The sequence below is a fragment of the Stenotrophomonas sp. K-6 genome (assembly GCF_056861555.1).
Genome location: NZ_JBSPUC010000001.1, coordinates 1,007,117 through 1,025,339 on the forward strand (window position 1 = coordinate 1,007,117; position 18,223 = coordinate 1,025,339).

Genomic DNA, 18,223 nt, shown 5'->3' on the forward strand with positions numbered 1-18,223 from the left:
GTGGGTGGGGTGGGTGGGGGGCGGGGCGGGCGCGCGGCGGGGGGGGGGGGGCCCCCCCCCCGCCCCCCCCCCCCCCCCCCCCCCCCCACTACCGCCATCTGACGTTACTTCGCCTTCAGGACCACTTTGGTGCTGATCGCGGTCTCGTTCGGGATGGTCTTGGTGTCGGCCCAGTCGCCGCCGCCCACGCCGAAGTCCAGACGCTTGACCGTGGCCTTGCCGGCCAGCACCGGCTGCGCGCCCGGGGTCCAGGTGAAGGTGAGGGTGACCGGCTTGCTGACGCCGCGCAGCTCCAGCGTGCCGTCGGCCGCGTACTGGTTGTTGCCCAGCGAGCGGAACTTGGTGGCGCTGTACTTGGCCTGGGCGAACTTGCCCACGTTGAAGAAGTCCGCGCCCTGCAGGGTCGAATCGCGGTCGCTGTTGCCGCTCTTGGCGCTGGCCAGCGGAATGGTCACTTCCAGCTTGGCGTCATCCAGCTTGGCCGGATCGAAGCTGAGCTTGGTATCAAAGCCCGGGAAGGTGCCGGTAAACACTTCGCCGTCGTACTTGGTGGCGAAGGCCAGCACCGAGCCGGGGGCCTGCACATAGTCAGCGGCCAGTACCGGTGCGGTAGCCAGCAGCCCGGCCAGGGCAGCAGCAACCGCGGCGGGAGAGGTGAGCTTGATGTTCATGGTCAATCCTTCTGGGGGGAGGCAAGCCAGCGCTGCGGGAGCATGCGCGCAAGCGTGGCATCGCGTTGGTAAAAATGGTGATAAAGCGCGGCACCGGCATGGGCCACGACCACGGCGATCAGGAGCCAGAAGCCCCACTCATGGATCGCGTGTGAGATCTGGGTAACCCGTTCGTCCGGTGGGCTCAACTTGGGTACGTCGACCAGCCCGAACCAGCGGAACGGACGCAGGCCGCTGGCCGAGTCGTAGAGCCAGCCCGACAGTGGAATGCCGAACATCAGCACGTACAGCAGCCAATGCGTGGCCGAGGCAATACGCTCCTGCCAGGTCGGCGTGCCCGGCACCGGATGCGGTGCACCGGCATACAGGCGCCACACCAGGCGGGTCACGACCAGCGCCAGTACCGTGATGCCGATCGACTTGTGCATGGTGTAGACCCAGAAGTACTTCGGGGTCCTGGGCAGTTCGCCCATGGTCAGCCCGACGATGCCCAGGGCGAGGATCAACACGGCGATCAGCCAGTGCAGGGTCTGGCTGACGCTACCCCATCGGGTCGGGGTGTTCTTGGCGGTCATGGCGTGGTCTCCTGGACCGGCTGTGGGGTATCTGAGTCGGTCGGGGCGGCGGGAGTTCCCGGCGCCTCGGCAGGGGCGGCATCGGCAGGATCGCCGGCGTTGCGATCACGCACGGCTTCGGCCTCGATCCGCAGCTGCACCTCATCGCCGATCATCGAGGCCCAGCCATTCACGCCGAAGGCGCTGCGGCTGAGCGTGGCGGTGGCCGAAAAGCCGGCCGTACGACGGAACGGGGGCAGTGGATGGCGCTTGAGCGAATTGAGGGTGACCGCGAGGGTCACCTCGCGGGTCACCCCGCGGACGGTGAGCTGGCCGGTAACGTTGGCGTGGGTCGGATCAATGGGCTCGACGTGTGTGGAGACGAAGCGTGCCTGAGGAAATCGCTCGCCATCGAGCAGGTTGCGCGCCAGCGTGGCGGTGTTCCATTTGGCATCGCCCAGGTCCAGCCGCTGGATCGGCACGCTGACCTCCAGTCGCGCGCTGCGCCAGTCCTCCGGGTCGAACACCAGCACGCCTTCGCTGCCCGATACCGTCCCCAGCGCATGTGAGAAACCGGCATGCTCGACCGCGAACAGTACACGGGTGTGCACCGGATCCAGCCGATAGCTGTCGGGCGCGGCAAGGGCAAGCAGCGGGGTGGCGGCCAGCAGCAGCGAAAGGGTCAGGCGCTTGAACACGTCGCAGCCTCCATCAGGGTCTGGAGCGATCATACGCACAGCCATGTCATGGGGCGCAGCGTCATGGCTGCAACAGATCGTGGTGCGCCCGGCAACAGCGCCGAGCGCTTGTGCTGCGTGCCATGTGATCGACGGAAACAGCCCGTTCCATCCATGGCCGCCGGGCCAGAATGCGGACACCGTCCTGATCGCTGTGTGACAATCCGGATCAACAGGGAGATTCGGATCGATGAGCACGCGCCGCTGGGGTGCAGGCATCGTGCTGTTGGTGCTGTGGTTGTGCGCAGTGCCGTCAGTGTTGGGCGCCGCAGGGACATCGGCAGAAACGCCACGTTTGCGCCGCCTGAGCGCCGCCGAAGGCATGCCCTCGCGCATGGTGCTGGCTGTCGCCCAGGATCGCCAAGGCTATATCTGGGCGGGCACCGATGATGGCCTGGCCCGTGTGGACGGGGTCGGCCTTCGGGTCTGGCGCAATGACCCGGCCGACCCGGGCTCGCTGCCCGGCAATGAGGTGGAAACCCTGTTGGTAGACCCGCTGGACCGGGTATGGGTGGGCAGCAATGGCGCTGGCTTGAGCATGCTCGGGCCGGATCGCACGGCTTTCGTGCGGTTCCCCGGCTTGAACGAGGCATGCGAGGGTCAATTCTGGTCGTTGGCCTACGCCTCGCGATCGTTGTGGATCGGCACCAACCAGCACGGCGTGTGCCGGCGCAGCGAAGATGGCACGCTGGTGAACTACCAGGCAGACCCGGCCGATCCGCGCAGCCTGCCGGACAACACCATCTACAGCCTGCTGTCCGACCCGCAGGGACGGGTCTGGATCGGCACATCCAACGGTGTGGCGCGCTGGGATGGCGATGGGTTCACCCGCATCGCGCCTGCGCTGCTCAGTGGAAAAAGCGTGTTCCGCCTGACCCGTGAGCCTGACGGCACGGTGTGGGCGGGCACCGAAGGCGGCCTGTTCCAGATCGGTACCGATGACCAGGCCCGGCCCGCGCCCTGGACGCTCAGTGCGGACGTGCGTGCGGCCACGGTCATCCATGATCGCAACGGAGGCTACTGGCTGGGCACGGCCGATGGGCTGTACCGCGGCGACCACCGTGCGATGCGTCTGCTTGCCGGGGATGCCGGCAGCGGCTTCCTGACTGCACGCAGTGGCGTGCTGGACATGCTGCAGGACCACGAGGGGGGCCTGTGGGTGGCGATGCTGACCCAGGGCCTGGCGTATCTGCCACCGGACTGGAAGCGCTTCTCCAGCTGGTACCAGCTGGATGGAAAGCCGTTGGACAGCGTCTATCTGCTCGGGGCGGCAGCGGCAGGCGATGACTACTACATCTCCGGCGCGCACGGGCTTTACCGTCTCGATGCGCAGGGCGAGCTGCGCCAGATCGCCGACGACAAGCAGATCGGTGTCGGCGCAGCCTGGTCGCTGTTGCCGCGCGAAGACGGGGCCCTGTGGATCGGGCGTGCCGGTCGCTTGAACCTGTACCACCCCGCAACGCACACACTACGCGAATGGAAGATCGGCGGCGGCGCGGATGTGCGCCAACGCATCGATCTGATCCGGCAGGCGCCCAACGGCGAACTGTGGCTGTCGATCATGAATTTCGGCATCCAGCGCCGCGATGCGCAGGGCAATGTGCTGGACACGATCCGCAACGATCAGGATCGTGGGCTGGGCGAGGAGCCGGTGGAGCAGATGGTCTTCGATCCGCGCGGTCAGCTATGGGTGATGGGCGCCGGGGCGGGGCTGCAACGCTGGCGCGAGGGGCGCTTCGAGCGGGTGCCGGGTGTTTCCCAAGGCAGCATTTACGACGCGGCGTGGACCGGGCCGAATGAGGTCTGGCTGGCGCGGCAGGGGGCGCTGGAGCGCTATGGATGGGATGGGCTGACCATGAGTCTGCGCGAGCGGATCGGCGCAGCCCAGGGCATGCCCGCCATATCGATGGGGGGGCTGGCGCTGGGCAAGCACGGCCAGGTGTGGGCGACCACGCCACGCGGCCTGATCCGCTGGCACCCGGATGAGCGACGGCTGCGGCTTTACGACGAACGCGATGGACTGCCGGACGTGGAGTTCAGCAATCGCCCGCCCGTGCAGACGCGCGATGGACGCGTGCTCGCGGTGACCGCGACCGGGTTGGTCGGCTTCGACCCGGATGTGCCGGACCGGGGGCTGCCGCCCTCACAATTGGTGATCGACAGTGTGCAGGTTCGCCGCGACGACGCCGAAGGCCAGCAGATGCTGCCCACGCACGCGCCGATCGTGCTCGGCCCACAGGATCGCGACCTGATCATCTCCGCGCGCCTGCTGTCGTACGCCAATCCACACGGCAACCGCTATCGCTATCGGGTTTCCGGCTATGACCAGAACTGGGTGATGCAGGCGTCTGATGGCGAGCGCCTGCTGTCGCGCCTGCCGGCCGGGCATTACCGCATCGAGGTGCAGGCGGCGACCTCGCAGGGAGCCTGGACGCCGCCCAGCACTCTGGCGCTGGAAGTGCGGCCGCCGTGGTGGCGCAGCAGCTGGGCGATCGTGGGCTACGTGCTGCTTGGCCTGATGACGGTGGCGGCCCTGGCGTACGTGGCGCGTGTGCGCCTTCGGCGTCGCCAGCAATGGCAGCTCACCGTGCACAAACAGCAGTTGGCCGAGCAGGCCTCGCAGGCGAAGAGCCGCTTCCTGGCGACGCTGGGGCATGAAGTGCGCACCCCCATGACCGGTGTGCTGGGCATGAGTGAGCTGCTGCTGGCCACCCCGCTGGATGAGGTGCAGCGCGGCTATGCCGGATCGATCCAGCATGCCGGCAAGCACCTGCTGCGACTGGTCAACGACGCCTTGGATCTGGCCCGTATCGAAGCCGGGCGCCTGGAACTGGACCTGCGCCCGTTCGACCTGATGTCGCTGATGGAACAGGTGGATGCGCTGATGGAGCCGATGGCTCATCACCGCGGCCTGGCATTCGAGCGCAGCTTCAACCTGCCCGGCCCGGTGCAGGTCAGTGGCGATGAAATGCGCGTGCGCCAGATCCTGATGAACCTGCTGGGCAACGCGATCAAGTTCACCGAACAAGGCCATGTCGGGCTGGGCGTGGAACTGTGCGCTGATGGGCGCGGGCTTGTCTTCGAGGTATCCGATACCGGACCGGGCATCAATCAGGATCAGCAGGCGCGGCTGTTCCATCGCTTTGAGCAGGCCGATGGGCCACGCACGGCGTCGCGATACGGCGGCAGCGGTTTGGGGCTGGCGATCTGCCAGGAACTGGCGGTGGCCATGGGCGGTCGCATCGGCATCGACAGCCGCCCGGGCCAGGGCGCACGCTTTACCGTCGAGCTGCCGTTGCCGTGGGCGCTGTCCGCTGCGGGCATGGCGCGCGACGCGGGCGCGGAACCCCGCACGCCGCTGCCGCCGCTGCGGATCCTGCTGGTCGAAGACGACCCCACCGTGGCCGACGTGATCGCAGGCCTGCTGCGCACGCGCGGCCACGACGTCGTGCATGTTCTGCACGGCCTGGGGGCCCTGTCCGAGGTGGCGGCGGGAAGCTTCGATGTCGGGCTTCTCGATCTTGATCTGCCGGCGCTGGATGGCATTGCCATTGCCGGACAGCTGCGTGCAATGGGATATGAGCTGCCGTTGATTGCCGTCACCGCACGCTCGGATGCCTATGCAGAGCAGCAGGTGCTCGCAGCGGGCTTCGATGGTTTCCTGCGCAAGCCGGTCACCGGCGACCTGCTCGTGGATGTCATCGCACAGGCGCGGGCTGGTCGGGCGCTGCATTACGGATCCTCACGCGGGCGGTGAGGCTTTCATCGCGTTTGTGTCTCGAACCTGAGATTTCAATCTAAAACTTCATTGATTGGGATGTGACGGCCGCACGTTCTGAGCGTCTGTGCAGCCACGGCTTCGTCATACCTTGCTGTTCGAGCAGCGAAGGATGGTTGGGGTACACGTGGCAGGAGCCCAGTGCGGCCATGCAGGCAAGGGCTGGATCGCCCTCATTCTCGTGCTTGCGCTGTTGCTGCCCGCACGCGCATTGGCCGATGGCCTGGTTACCCTGCCGTGGCCACGGCCGCTGGGCCCGGCCGATGCGTTGCCGACGGCGGCGATCCGGGCGATCGATGAAGACCAGGACGGCTACCTGTGGATGGCCAGCGACGATGGCCTGCTGCGCTTTGATGGGCATCGCTTCCGCGCGTGGCGCCGCGAGCAGGGCTTGCCGGACGGCGACCTGCGCGCCTTGCATGTGGACGCGCAGCAGCGCATCTGGTTGGCCACGGCATCGCAGGGGCTCGTCATGCTGTCGGCGGATCGTCGCGTCTTCCACAGCGAGACCGGCGAGCGCGGCGTGGTGTTGCCACGCATCGGTATCGTGCAGGTGACCGGCACGCCCGACGGCACCCTGTGGATCGCAACGAGCGGCCACGGCCTGTTCGCACGGCAGGCCGACGGCCGCTGGCACAGCGTTCCGCTGCAGCACGATGGCGCGCAGGTGAACCGGATCACCGCCTTGGTGGTCGATCGCCAGGGGCGGCTCTGGGTCGGCACGCCGCATGCCCTCATGCGCCGCGATGGCGTACGGTTCACCGCCCTGCCGCTGCCGGCAGGCGATCACCAGGGCCTTGCATCGCTGTGGGCCGATCCGCAGGGCGGCGTCTGGGGACATACCTGTTGCGATGTGCTCGGCTGGGACGAGGACGGCGCACGCATTCCATCGCCCCCGCAGCGGGGCATGCCGGTGCTGCGCAGCACCGAGGGTGAGCTGTGGACGACCGGCCCGACCGGATTGGTCCGGCATCGTATTGGCGACACCGCACAGCCGGTGCCGCTCCCCGGGCACGACGGCACACCGGTCCGCACGCGGGTGGTGACGGCCTTCCAGGACCGTCTGGGTGGATTGTGGTGGGCAGGGCAGGTTCAAGGCCTGTGGCATCTGCCTGCACGCTGGCGCCAGTTCGCGCGGCTCCCGGCGGCCGGCAACGGCAGCCCTGGAGTGGAGAGCGGGCACGTGTGGGCAGTGGCGCCCTCGCGCGGTGAGCGGTTGTGGGTCGCTACGGATGGCGGGCATGTGCAGCGTGTGGATCTGCGCACCGGCACCAGCCGGCTGAGCATCCACTACAGGCCCGAAGGCATGCGGCAGGCGGCCGTCGGCATGGCCGAGGATCTGCGCGGCCGTCTGTGGTTGGCCAGCGGCAACACGCTCTCCCGCTACGAACCCACCACCGGCGGGATGCGGCACTGGCTGCTGGATCTGGGCAGCACCGCAGGTGGTGTGGATCTGAAGGCATGCAACGATGATTCGCTGTGGTTGGCCCGGGTGGACCGGATACAACGGCGCGATGCCGATGGCGTGCTTCAACTGTCAGCGGTACCGCAGACGCTGGGGTTGGTGCCGCCCGCTGCGGGGCCACAGTTGCTGTGTGGTGAGGACGGCTCGCTGTGGGCGACCGATCGCGCCGGTATCAAGCGCTGGCTGCCGGCGCAGGAGCGTTTCGCGGCGGTCGTCGGCGGTCCGGTCGAGGAGGTGGGTGCCATTGCCCACGCGCGGGATGACCACTACTGGGCCAGCAGCCCCGGTGTGCTGCGCCGCTATCGCTGGGATGGGCAGCAGTTGCGTAAAACCCACAGCTTCAGCGCGGTGCATGGCTATCCGCAACTGTTGGTGCGGGCGCTGACGGTGGATGAACATGGCGTTGCCTGGGCGGGGTCCGCACGCGGATTGATCCGCGTCGATCCACACGGAGGCGGCGTCCGCCAGTTCGGCAGCGACGATGGCGTGCCCGCGCATGCGGTACTGCCCCGGCGGCTGATACGCACACCTGGCGGGCGCGTCGCTGCGGCCGTACACGAAGGCGGGCTGTTGCTGTTCGAGCCGGGCGCGGTCCAGGCCCCGGCACGCATGCCCGGCCTGGTGGTTCACGCGATCACGGCCCGGCGAGGCACCCGCCAGATCAGCTTGCCGGCCGGCACTGCGCCGGTGCCGCTCTCCGGTGCTGACCGACACATCCGGGTGGCGGTGCGGCTGTTGGGCGGCGCACCGACCAGTGTGCAGTACCGGTTCCGGTTGCAGGGCCACGATGCGGATTGGGTGTACAGCGGATCGGCCGGGCAGCGTGTTTTCGAGCGATTGCCCGTGGGTCTGCATACGCTGGACGTGCAGGCGCGGAAGGGCGATGGCGACTGGTCGTCCATCCGACACATCGCACTGCAGGTGTGCCCTGCCTGGTGGCAGACCCCTGTCACCCGTTGGAGCGCGGCTGCGGCCGGCGCAGCTCTGCTGTGGCTGGGTGCATGGGCAGCCCATGCGCGGCGCAGACGCCGGCAGCGCTGGCGCGCACTGCGCGAACGACAGCGCCAGGCCGAGCAGGCCTCACTGCAGCGCACGCGTTTTCTGACCGCGCTGGGGGCACGCATCCGTGTGCCGATGACCGCGGTGCTGGGCTGGAGTGAACTGTTGGCGCGCGCAGCCCTTGCGCCCGCCGAGCGCAGCCGGGTTGAGAGCATTCGTCAGGCCGGCGGCCATCTGCTGCGGTTGATGGATGACGCACTTGATCTGGCCTGCATCGAATCCGGACGACTGCAACCGCAGGCGGCGCCGTTCCTGCTGCAGCCGCTGCTCGAAGCGGTCCATGCCCTGTTGCTGCCGGTGGCACAGCGCAAGGGGCTGGTGCTGGCGTGGCGCAGCACGCTGCCGGCGTCTGCACGCTTCAACGGTGATGCTCGGTATCTGCGTCAGATCCTGCTCAACCTGCTGGGCAATGCGCTCAAGTTCACCGGACACGGTACGGTTCGGCTGGAGGTGCGCGCTGGCCGCCAGGGCGATGGGATCATGCTGCATGTGATCGATACCGGCCCGGGGATGAGTGCGACGCAGTGCGCGCGTCTGTTCCAGCCGTTTGAACAGGCTGATGGCGCGCAGACGTTGGCGCGCTACGGGGGCAGTGGCCTGGGCCTGTCCATCTCGCGCGATCTGGCGCGGGCGATGGGCGGCGATATCGACGTGTCGAGCCGGCCGGGCAAGGGGACGTCTTTCCGGGTCCTGCTACCGCTGCCGTGCTGCCCTGCGGCCCTGCCGGAGCCGGTGATCCCTGACGTCGTTGGCCAGGGGCCCGAGGACAACCTCCGTGTGCTGCTGGTGTTGCCGACCACCTCCGTGGCCGAGGTGCTGCAGGCGTTGCTGGCCTCGATGGGGCACGCGGTGGCGACGGCAAGCAGCATTGATGACGCTGCCGCTGCATCGGTGGGCGACGCGCGCTGGGATCTGGTCGTCAGTGATCTTGACCTGCATCTGGGCGCGGAGCGCAGCGCCGTGGCATTGCAGCGCCGATGGCCCGGCATTCCGCGCCTGGCGCTGACCCCGCGCGCGGACATGGCGGCCGAGCGTGACGCGGCGGCCGCCGGGTTCGATCTGTTCCTGCGGCTGCCGGCGAGCCGGGAGCGGCTGGCGGCGTGCCTGTCGCAATGCCGGAAGCGCGCATGAGCAGGGAGGTGCCGATGCGATGGGGGTGCGCCGTGCTTGGCTGGCTGTTGTCATGGGTTCCGGTGCTGGCACTGTGCAGTCCCGCACAGCGCATCACCACGGCCGACGGCCTGCCCGCCAACGAGGTGAACCAGGTCGTTGAAGATCGCCACGGCTACCTCTGGTTTGCAACTGCCGATGGCTTGGCCCGGCATGACGGCAGCGGCTTCCGCGTGTGGCGCATGGAGCATGGATTGGCCGACAACGACGTGCGGAGCCTGGCACTGGATGGGCAGGACCAGCTCTGGATCGGCACTGGCAATGGCTATCTGCAGCGCCTGTCGGCGGACCGGCAGCATCTGGCGCGCTGGGCAGGCCCGCGCGCCCAGGCGGCTGCCGCCAGCCCGGTGCTCGCGGTGCAGCCGCTGGTTGATGGCAGCGTCTGGTTCGGGACCCGCGATGCGGGTGCCTATCGGCTGGGCGTCGATGGGCGTCTGCGCCAGTTTCTGCCGACGGCCGATGGCCGTGGCCTGCCATCGGCCCGCGTGGACCAGCTGGTTGCAGATGCCGCCGGGGGCGTGTGGCTCGGCACGGCTGCCGGTCTGGCGCGCTGGCAGGACGACCGGTTCCAGCCGCCGGACATGCTCGGTGCGAATGCGCTGCCGGTGACCGCGCTGGGGCTCGACGCACAGGGGGCGTTGTGGTCCAGCACTTCCGTGGGCACCGACGTCCGTCAGCTGCCGTCGTTGCAGCCGGATGCGGGACGGGCTCACGCAGGCCACCGTTGGCTGGGTCACAGCCGGGACGGCGGACAATGGTTCTCCGATGGGATGCGGGTGTGGTGGCAGGACCGGTCGGGGCAGCACACCCATGCGATCGCGTTGCCTGGATTTGACCGACGCACCCGTCCAGGCATCGCGCGCGTGGTGGAAGATCGCCAGGGCCGGGCCTGGCTGCTCGGCAGCCATCAAGGCCTGTGGCGCCTCGGTGCGCAATGGCGGCATGTCCAGCGGTTCACGGCTCCGGTCAGCCAGGGCGGCGCCGCAGCGGCCGGCCTGGCTGCCGCGGCGGACGGTACGGCGTGGCAGGCGCGGGGCGGTTGGCTGACCAGGGTGTCGCCGACATCCGGATTCGACCGGCTGCGCTGGCCGTATGCGCATGATCCGGCGCGGACCGATCGCCACGCCGTGGCGGACGATGGTCGCGGCCAGGTGTGGGTGTTCGCCGCACCATGGCTGACCCGCATCGATGGCACACGGGGACCTCAGCAGCACTGGCGCGTGGCCGACGAACACGGCGCACTCCCCGACCCGCCATCAGGCGGCCACGCCGTGCTGCGCATCTGTGGTCACCATCTCTGGCTCGCCGGCCTGGGGCGGCTTGAACAGCGCACCAGGGCCGGCACCGTGCTCGGCACCTGGTCCTACGATGCGGTGCAGTTACGTCCGGGGGGCGCGCCCTTCGTTCTGCACTGTGATGCGACGGAACAGATGTGGCTGGGCGACCGGGATGGACTCAAGCGGTGGCAACCGGCCGTTGGACGCTTCGTTCCCGTGCCCGGTGCGGCCCGGCGGCAGGCCGGCGCGCTGCATGTGGCAGCCGATGGACGGCTCTGGGTGGCCGATGCAGAGGGCTGGGTGGCGTACCGGGACGACGCCGGCCGCCTGCAACGGTCGCACCAGTTCGATGCGGCCCAGGGGCTTCCAGCGGTACTACCGCGCGGTCTGGTCGACGCCGGCGACGGAACGTTGTGGGCCACCACCGCACGCGGTGTGGTGAGTCTGCAGCCGGACCAGCGCCGCATCCGGCTGTACACCGCCGAGGATGGAATGCCGATGATGGTCCTGGCCAGCGACCTGATCGTGGCAGGCCAATACCTCATGGCGATGGGAGTGGACGGCGATCTGCTGGTGCTCGATCCGGCAGGAATGGCGGCTGCCACGGTGCCGCCGATGCTGGTCATCGACCGGGTGCAGGTGCGTCGACACGGGCGCTGGATCGAGCTGCCTGCAGCCGACCCGCTACGGCTCAATGCCGATGATCGCGACATCCAACTTTCCGCGCGCCTGCTCACCGGCGGTCAGGGTGGGGTGAGTGACTACCGGTTCCGTCTGCGCGGCGAAGACCCGGACTGGGTCCGCGCGGGGCAGCGCGGCACACGCGGATTCCCACGGCTGCCACCGGGCGAGCACGTGCTCGAGTACCAGGCTCGCGGCGTGGATGGCCGCTGGTCGCCACTGCAGTCCACCCGGCTGCAGGTGGCCTACAGCGGCTGGTCGCATCCGGGGGCCTGGGCGTTGCTGCTGCTGGCAACACTGGGGGCGGTGATGCTCATCGCGTGGCAGGTGCGTCGTCACTGTGCCAGACACCTCGCACGCCAACGCGCCGCGCGGCGGCAGGCGCGTGCCGAACAGGCGGCCCAGGCCAAGGCGCGTTATCTGGCCACCCTCGGCCATGAGATACGAACCCCGTTGACCGGCGTTCTGGGAATGAGTGAACTGCTGTTGACGGCGTCGTTGCCACCGCCGGCGCGTGCGCAGGTGCTGCATATCCAGCAGGGAGGGCGCGACCTGCTGGAGGTGGTGGATGCCGCGTTGCAGAACGCACGCCTGCAGGCCGGCAAGCTGCCGCTGCAGCCACGCTGCTTCGACATCGCCGCGTGGTTGGACGACCTCCACGTGACCCTGGAACGCGTGATGGCCCCGCACGATTGTGCGCTCACCGTATCCCGGCAGCTTCCGGCCGGGGCACACGGCGAAGGCGATCCGGAGCGCGTGCATCACGTGCTGGAGAGTCTGCTGCTGGCGCTTGCCGCGCATGTCAGCGCGGCGCGGATCGTGCTGCGCGCAGCCTCGCTGCCGGGGCGCGCCGGGTTGGTGATCGATGTGATCATCACCGTCGGCGCGGGTCCGGCGCCAGCGCTGTCGACGCTGCGCGACGCGCTGGCCGACACTGACATCCTGATGCGGGCCCTGCATGGCCGGCTGCACGTGTCTGCGCGCTACGACCATACCTGGCAGGCGGCGCTCAGCCTGCCACTGCCCTGGGCAACGCGTGACCCCATCGTCGCGCACGCCTCCCTAGCCGATGCGCTGCAGGTTCTGCTGGTGGAAGACGATCCGCTTGTTGCCGAGGTGATCTGCGGGCTTCTGCGGGTACAGGGCCACGCCGTGAACCATGCAGCCCACGCCCTCGCCGCCCTGTCGCGGCTGGCGGAGGCCGGGACGCAGTTGATCCTGCTGGATCTGGATCTGCCCGGAATCGATGGGCTGTCGCTGCTGCGGTTGATCCGCCAGCAGGGGCATTGCCAGCCGGTCCTGGTGGTTACCGCGCGCCGCGATCCGGACCTGGTCGCACAGGTCACACTGGCCGGCGCGGAGGGCCTGCTGCACAAACCCTTGGCCGGCGATGCACTGCAGGCGGCGTTACGGCGGGTACGACCGTGTTGAGTGGATCGTGCCGGCGCAGGGAACCGTTTACTATGCGAGGCATTGCCGGGCGGCGGCAGGGGATCCACTGACAGACCCGGGAGAGCCATTGGTGTTGCGTGTGCTGTGGCCGTTGCTGATCGGCCTGTGTGTGCTCTGGTCGACCTGCGTGTCGGCCCAGCCGGTACCGCCGACGCCGCGGCAGCTCACCGTGTTCGATGGCCTGCCCTCCAATACGGTCAACCGCATGGCCGAAGATCGCTTCGGCTATCTGTGGATCGCCACCAACGATGGCCTGGCCCGCTATGACGGCCGCAACTACCGCATCTGGCGTGCCGAGGACGGCCTGCGCGACAACCACGTCTGGACCGTGCACGTGGATGCGCGCAACCAGGTCTGGATCGGCACCGAAAATGCCGGGCTGGCGATGATGTCGGCCGATCGGCGCGAGATCCGCTTCTATGATCGCCACAGCCATCCGGAGATCGGCAGCAACACGATCTGGAGCCTGGCCTCCACGCCGGACGGGGCGATCTGGTTTGGGACCTACCAAGGCGGCCTGCATCGGCTGGATCGCGACGGCACGCTGACCCGTTACATGCCCGAAGCGGGCAACCCGCGCAGCCTGCCGGCGGCATCGGTCGGGTATCTGACCACCACGCTCGATGGCAGCCTCTGGGTGGGCACCAAGGCCGGGCTGGCGCGCTGGACCGGCCAGGATTTCGATCCGGTCCCGGATGCGCAGTTCGCGCCCCGGGTGATCAACGGCCTCACCGCCGAGCCGGATGGCAGCCTGTGGATCAGCAGCAATGCCGGGGTCACGGTGCGGCGGCCGGACGGCCGTTTCGAACCAGCGCCGTGGAAGGTCACCGAGGGCGACCAGATCCTGGGCATGATGCTGCGCGATGAGCAGGGCGGTTACTGGCTCGACACCCGCTCCGGGCTGGGCCGGGCCATGAACAACCAGTACCAGCAGGTACCGCTGTACAGCGCGGTGGCGCGTGGGCAAGTGCGGCCCAACTGGACCGGTGCCTACGAAGACCGCGAAGGCGGCATCTGGCTGGCCAGTACGAATGGTGGGCTGTGGCATCTGTTGCCGCGCTGGTGGCAGTTCTCGGTACTGTCGCGGCTGGAGGACGATCCGGCCTCATTGCGCAATGCCTATGTGCTCGGCATGGGCGCGGCAGCCGATGGCGGCGTGTGGACGGTCGGTACCCACGGTGCGTTGGACAAGTTCGATCCGGTGAGCGGCGAGATCCAGCAGCATCGCACCTGGGTGGATGGCACGCAGTGGCTGCAGTCGGTGCTGGAAGATCCCCGTGGGCAGGTCTGGATCGGCTCCTGGGACGCGCTGCTGCGGTACGACCCGAAGCAGGATCGGATGCAGCGCTGGGATCGGGACGCGGCGGTCGATGCAACGATGGAGGGCGCGATCGAATCGATGGCGCTGTGCGATGGCCAGCGGCTGTGGACGTCGTCGACGAGCGGGCTGCAGCAGCGCGATCTGGATGGGCGCGTGCTGCACCGGGTGACGTTGGGGCATGCCGGGCTGGCGGCTACCCAGATCGCGCAGGACATCCAGTGCGGTCCGCAGGACCGGCTCTGGGTGGGGACCGGGCAGGGGCTGCTGCACTGGGTGCCGGCGCGCTCCCGTTTTGAGCCCGTGCCCGGGGGGCCGGCCGGTGGCGTGCATGCGCTGGCCTTCGCGGCCGATGACAGCGTGTGGCTGTCAGAAGAAGGCAAACTCTCGCAGTATCGCTGGGACAGCGGGCGACTCACGCTGCAATCGGTGATCGGCAGCAGTGCCGGGTATCCCGAGGTGACCGCGACCGGGCTGGTCGTGGACCACCAGGGCGTGGTCTGGGCGGCGAATGCACGGGGGCTGATCCGTGTCGATCCGGTCACCGGCAGCGTGCGCCCGTACGGCGTGCATGACGGCCTGCCCAGCCAGGAGTTCCGTCGCCGCACGCTGACGCTGACGCCGAGCGGGCGCATCGTCGGCGGCACCCCGGCCGGCGTGGTGGTGTTCGATCCGGAACAGGTCAAGCCGGCTACGCGTCGCGCCCCGCTGGTGATCGAACGGGTGGAAGTGCGTCGCGGTGAGAAGGTGCTCGACCTGACCCACGTAACACCGCTGGACGTCGCCGATGGTGATCGCGATCTACGCATCGTGGCGCGGTTGCTGTCCTTCGCCGATTCCACCTCGAACAATTACCGCTACCGGCTGGCTGGCTACGATCCTGACTGGGTGGAAGTGGGGCCGGCAGGCGAGCGTCTGTTCTCGCGCCTGCCGCCTGGTCGTTATCGATTGGAGGTGCAGGCGCGCTCGGCCGATCACATCTGGTCGCGCGTGCAGGTGCTTGAGTTCCGCGTGCAGCCCCCGTGGTGGCGCAGCCTGACGGGATTGCTGCTGCTGACCTCGGCGGTGTTGCTGTTGCTGAGTCTGTTCGCGTGGCTGTACCGGCGCCGGTTGCAGCGCCGGCATGCGTACCAGCTGGCCCTGCAGAAGCAGGAGCTGGCCGAGCAGGCCTCGATGGCCAAGACCCGCTTCCTGGCCAACCTGGGGCACGAGGTACGCACGCCGATGACCGGCGTGCTGGGCATGAGTGAGCTGCTGCTGTCCTCGCCGTTGAATCCACAGCAGCGCAGTTACACCGAATCGATCCGGCACGCCGGCGAACATCTGCTGCATCTGGTCAACGATGCGCTGGACCTGGCGCGGATCGAATCCGGCCGGCTGGAGCTGCAGGCGCAGCCGTTCCACCTGCAGCGCCTGGTGGATGATGTGTGCACCTTGATGGCGGCACTGGCCGAGCAGAAGGGGCTGCATTTCGTGGTCGACAACGCGTTGCCGGTGGGCACCAGTACGGTGGGCGACGAACTGCGCGTGCGCCAGATCCTGCTCAATCTGCTGGGCAACGCGGTGAAGTTCACCAGCCATGGCGAAGTACGCCTGATCGTGCGCGGGATCACCGCCGAACGGGGCCTGCATATCGAGGTGGCAGACACCGGACCGGGCATCAGCAGTGATCAGCAGGAACGGCTGTTCCGGCGTTTCGAGCAGGCCGATGGCGCACGTACTGCCGCGCAGTACGGCGGCAGCGGGCTGGGCCTGGCGATCTGCCGCGAACTGACGCTGGCGATGCAGGGGCAGATCGGTGTGCGCAGCCAGCTCGGCGTCGGCACGCGCTTCACGGTGACGCTGCCGCTGGCCCTGCAGTCGGGTATGGCGGCCGAGGTGGTCGGTGCCGAGGGCGAGCGGTGGGTGCTGACGCCCTTGCGGATCCTGCTGGTGGAGGACGATCTGACCGTGGCCGAGGTGGTGCGCGGACTGCTGTCGGCGCGCGGCCATGAGGTGGTGCACGCCGAGCATGCCCTGTCGGCACTGCGCGAGGTCAGCGAGGCGCTGTTCGACGTGGTGCTGATGGATCTGGATCTGCCGGGACTGGGCGGCATCGCGCTGGCCGAACACCTGCGCAGCCAGGGCTTCGAGATGCCGTTGATCGCGGTGACGGCGCGCACGGACCCGGCGATCGAGGAGCAGGCGCGCGCAGCAGGTTTCAACGGGTTCCTGCGCAAGCCGGTGACCGGCGATCTGCTGGTGGAGGCGATCGCGCGCGTGTTGCACGCTACCCGGTAGCGGCGGTGCGTTGGTCCGCTGACCGTGCGTGCGTGCAGTTACGTAGCCGCCGTCATTCGGCGACCTCTTCAACGTCGCGCGGGGAGGGGCGGGTATCGGGCAGCTGCCAGAAGATCAGCGTGGAGGTCAGGGTGATCGCACCCACGCAGACGAACGTGGCGTGCAATGCGGCCGTGGCCCCGTGCGCGACGTCGAGGTGGTTGAACGCGGCGAGCAGGCTGCCCGCCGCCGCGGCACCAAACCCGGTGGCGAGCATCATCACCATCGACAGCAGGCTGTTGCCGGCGCTGGCGAAGTCGCGATCCAGATCGCGCAGGGTGACGGTGTTCATGACGGTGAACTGCAGCGAGTTGACGGCGCCGAACAAGGCCAGCTGGATGACGCGGACCCACACGGGCTGGCCGGGCGTCATGAAGATGAAACTGGCCATCGCCAGGCCCACCAGCACGGTGTTGACCATCAGCACGCGGCGGTAGCCGAAGCGTTCGACGAGTTTGACCGCATAGCGCTTGGAGACCATGCCGGCGGCGGCGACCGGGATCATCAAGAGGCCGGCGTTCATCGGGCTCATGCCCATGCCGACCTGCAGCAGCAGCGGGATCAGCAGCGGCATGGCGCTGCTGCCGATGCGCGAGAACAGATTGCCGAGGATACCGATGCGGTAACTGGGCACATGGAACAGCGCGAGCGAGAACAGCGGCGCCGTGGAGTTGGCCGCGTGCAGCCAGTAGCCGACCAGCGCGGCGAGGCCGGCGACGGTCATGAGCATCACCAGCGCATGCGGTGTCGCCATGCCGGAGATGCCGTCCAGCGCGAGGGAGAGCACGACCATGCCGAAGGCGAGCATGAGGTAGCCGGCGATGTCGAAGCGGGTGCGGTGTTCGGCATAGTGATCCGGCATGATTTTCATGGCGGCGACGTAGCCGATGATGCCGATCGGCAGGTTGATCAGGAACACCCAGTGCCAGGAGGCGACTTCAACCAGCCAGCCACCGAGGGTGGGGCCGATGAGCGGGCCGATCAGGGCGGGAATGGCGATGAAGCTCATGGCGCGCAGGAATTCTTCGCGCGAGACCGAGCGCATGACGGCCAGGCGGCCAACCGGCAGCAGCATGGCCCCGCCGATGCCCTGAAGGACGCGTGCGCCGACAAGCTGGTGCAGCGTCTGGGCGAGGGCGCAGGCGAGCGAGCCGAGGGTGAACAGGATGATGGCGACGAGGAAGGTGCGTCGGGTTCCGAAGCGGTCGGCGATCCAGCCGGAGGCGGGAATGAAGGTGGCCACGGCGAGGGCGTAGCTGAAGACGACGGACTGCATCTGCAGGGGGCTTTCGCCGAGGCTGCGGGCCATGGCCGGCAGGGCGGTGTTGACGATGGTGGAATCCAGCATCTGCATGAAGATGGCCAGCGATACGAGCCACAACAGGGGCCGGATCGAGGCGTAGCTGCTGGTGGTCATGGTGCGGGGCCTTCGTCAACGAGGGCGATATGATCGCCGATGTGGGATCAGGATGTGGTCAAAGCCGAAGCCGAAGCCGAAGCCGAAGCCGAAGCCGAAGCCGAAGCCGAAGCAATAGTGCGGTCGGTGTCCCGGAGAGGGTCGGGCACGGGTGGGTTGGCGGGACACGCCGTAAACCCGTCCCTGGGGGCTCATGTCGCGCCATCCATGGCGCTCATGGTCCCGCCAACCCACCCGTGCCGCACCCATGACAGTGGGCTGGCTGCCACGGGAAGTGCTGGCAATCACGCGCTCGTCTTGGTGGCGCGAGTGGATGTGATGCCGG

The 18,223-nt window shown here is 68.4% G+C and carries 8 protein-coding genes; 4 read left to right on the forward strand and 4 right to left on the reverse strand.

The genetic code is table 11. The features are described 5' to 3' along the window. Window positions 1-104: 104 nt before the first annotated feature. From AC13F7_RS04470 to AC13F7_RS04480, 3 genes are read right to left on the reverse strand one after another with little or no spacing between them, the layout of a single operon-like run. Window positions 105-671: a YceI family protein gene (locus AC13F7_RS04470; RefSeq protein ID WP_481469677.1), complete on the reverse strand. Its 567-nt coding sequence runs from the start codon at window positions 669-671 to the stop codon at window positions 105-107. A 2-nt stretch (window positions 672-673) separates the two neighbouring features. Further along, window positions 674-1,246, reverse strand: a complete 573-nt coding sequence (locus AC13F7_RS04475; protein WP_482999366.1) for a cytochrome b — start codon at window positions 1,244-1,246, stop codon at window positions 674-676. Next, window positions 1,243-1,923 (reverse strand): YceI family protein, encoded by a 681-nt coding sequence (locus tag AC13F7_RS04480; RefSeq protein ID WP_482999367.1) that lies wholly within the window; start codon window positions 1,921-1,923, stop codon window positions 1,243-1,245. Before AC13F7_RS04480 ends, AC13F7_RS04475 begins: the two co-directional genes overlap by 4 nt. 229 nt (window positions 1,924-2,152) lie before the next feature. On the opposite strand from AC13F7_RS04480, the gene AC13F7_RS04485 reads away from it, so the two are divergent. The 4 genes from AC13F7_RS04485 to AC13F7_RS04500 all read left to right on the forward strand — a co-directional run bounded on the left by AC13F7_RS04485 (window position 2,153) and on the right by AC13F7_RS04500 (window position 16,442). Next, entirely contained in the window at window positions 2,153-5,719 is a 3,567-nt protein-coding gene (locus tag AC13F7_RS04485; protein WP_482999368.1) for a hybrid sensor histidine kinase/response regulator, read from the forward strand. A 148-nt stretch (window positions 5,720-5,867) separates the two neighbouring features. After that, window positions 5,868-9,395 carry an ATP-binding protein gene (locus AC13F7_RS04490; RefSeq protein WP_482999369.1) on the forward strand — a complete coding sequence of 1,176 codons (3,528 nt, stop codon included), beginning with the start codon at window positions 5,868-5,870 and terminating at the stop codon, window positions 9,393-9,395. After that, entirely contained in the window at window positions 9,392-12,823 is a 3,432-nt protein-coding gene (locus AC13F7_RS04495; RefSeq protein ID WP_482999370.1) for a ligand-binding sensor domain-containing protein, read from the forward strand. Before AC13F7_RS04490 ends, AC13F7_RS04495 begins: the two co-directional genes overlap by 4 nt. Before the next feature lie 88 nt (window positions 12,824-12,911). After that, window positions 12,912-16,442 (forward strand): sensor histidine kinase, encoded by a 3,531-nt coding sequence (locus AC13F7_RS04500; RefSeq protein ID WP_482999371.1) that lies wholly within the window; start codon window positions 12,912-12,914, stop codon window positions 16,440-16,442. Between the two features lie 52 nt (window positions 16,443-16,494). On the opposite strand, the gene mdtD is transcribed toward AC13F7_RS04500, so the two are convergent. Continuing rightward, the gene (gene mdtD, locus AC13F7_RS04505; protein WP_482999372.1) at window positions 16,495-17,898 is read right to left on the reverse strand and encodes a multidrug transporter subunit MdtD; all 1,404 of its coding nucleotides are present in this window, start codon (window positions 17,896-17,898) and stop codon (window positions 16,495-16,497) included. Window positions 17,899-18,223 lie beyond the last annotated feature (325 nt).

Coding starts and splice junctions, on each gene's coding strand:
- AC13F7_RS04495 (WP_482999370.1), top strand. CDS start 9,392: ATGAGCAGGGAGGTGCCGATGCGATGGGGGTGCGCCGTGCTTGGCTGG.
- mdtD (WP_482999372.1), bottom strand. CDS start 17,898: ATGACCACCAGCAGCTACGCCTCGATCCGGCCCCTGTTGTGGCTCGTA.
- AC13F7_RS04475 (WP_482999366.1), bottom strand. CDS start 1,246: ATGACCGCCAAGAACACCCCGACCCGATGGGGTAGCGTCAGCCAGACC.
- AC13F7_RS04485 (WP_482999368.1), top strand. CDS start 2,153: ATGAGCACGCGCCGCTGGGGTGCAGGCATCGTGCTGTTGGTGCTGTGG.
- AC13F7_RS04470 (WP_481469677.1), bottom strand. CDS start 671: ATGAACATCAAGCTCACCTCTCCCGCCGCGGTTGCTGCTGCCCTGGCC.